Origin of the sequence: Nesterenkonia sp. F (assembly GCF_000220985.1) — a bacterium.
GTDB lineage: Bacteria > Actinomycetota > Actinomycetes > Actinomycetales > Micrococcaceae > Nesterenkonia.
Map to the genome: position 1 here is coordinate 1 of NZ_AFRW01000096.1, position 1,153 is coordinate 1,153.

1 protein-coding gene is annotated in these 1,153 nt (G+C 73.5%); it reads right to left on the reverse strand.

All coding sequences use genetic code 11. From position 1 onward, the window contains the following. Positions 1-389: 389 nt before the first annotated feature. Positions 390-1,153, reverse strand: a 764-nt coding sequence (locus tag GU5_RS14755; protein WP_010525087.1) for an acyl-CoA thioesterase, incomplete at its 5' end; no start/stop codon positions are given.

Consider the following 1,153-nt stretch of genomic DNA (forward strand, 5'->3'; position numbering starts at 1 on the left):
CCGGGCTGACCCTGCGGCGCGCCGGGCGGCGGGCCCTGCGGCCAGCTCTGCGGAGGCGGTCCCTGAGGAGGCGGTCCCTGAGGAGGCGGATCCTGAGCAGACGGATCCTGCTGCGGCGAGCTCTGCCGCCAGCCGTCCGGAGGCGTGCCCTGCGGTGACGGCTGCTCGGGAGCGCCGTAGGGGTGCGGGCCGGGCGGCGGGACGGGCGGACCGCTGCGGTAGGTCTCCCGCGGATCCCGCCCCTGCTGGTCTTCGTTCGGGGTGCTCATATGGCGCTCAGCCTAATGAAACCGTCCTCGACGCGCATCAGCCCTGAGGCGGAGTCGACGTCGCCGGGACGGGCCCGGGCGACCCGCACCGGAGCCCCGGACCGGGCCGGGTCGGAGAGGTCAGACCGACTGCGCCACCGGGCTCGGCGCGAGCAGCGTCGCGTTGCGCAGCTCGCGCAGCGAGCGGGCCTTCTCCGCGACGGCGTGGTCGGCGTCGGTGATCGGCTGCCAGGGCGTGATGTGCCGCGCCGAACCGGCGCCGTCGGGGGCGACCATCACCGGCAGGCCGTAGGCGACCACCTCCGGGTCCTTCTCCCAGCGGGCGCCGGCGCGGACGCGGACCAGCACGTGCATCGACTTCGAGCCGGTCAGCACCAGGCGGGCGTCGGCCTCCACCAGATCGCCGACGTGGATGGGCCGGTAGAAGCGCACGCCCCCGGTGAGCACGGCGGCGACGTCGAGGCCGGAATAGCGCTCCGCACAGATCTCGGCGGCCAGGTCGATCCACTTCATCACCGCGCCGCCGCGGATCTTGCCGTCGGGATAGCGCTCGTCGGTCTCGGCGAGGAACCGCAGGGTCAGCCCCTCGGATGTGCCCATGTCCTCGGGCATGGAGCTGATGGTGTCCTCGACCTGCCGCCGGTAGATCATCCGCTGGGCGGCGTCGACCGAGCGCCGGCGCTGCAGCTCGGACTCCGGCTCGAAGGGCGTGATCGGCCGCGGCTCGCCGTCGTCGCCGACGGCCACGTAGATCATGAAGCATTCGGTGCAGACCTGCCAGCCGCGCTCGGGGTGCTGGATGAGCACCCGCGTCTGGATGTGCACCGAGGTGCGCCCGGTGTGCACCACCCGGGCCTGCACGGTGGCCGGAGTGTCGCGTGGGA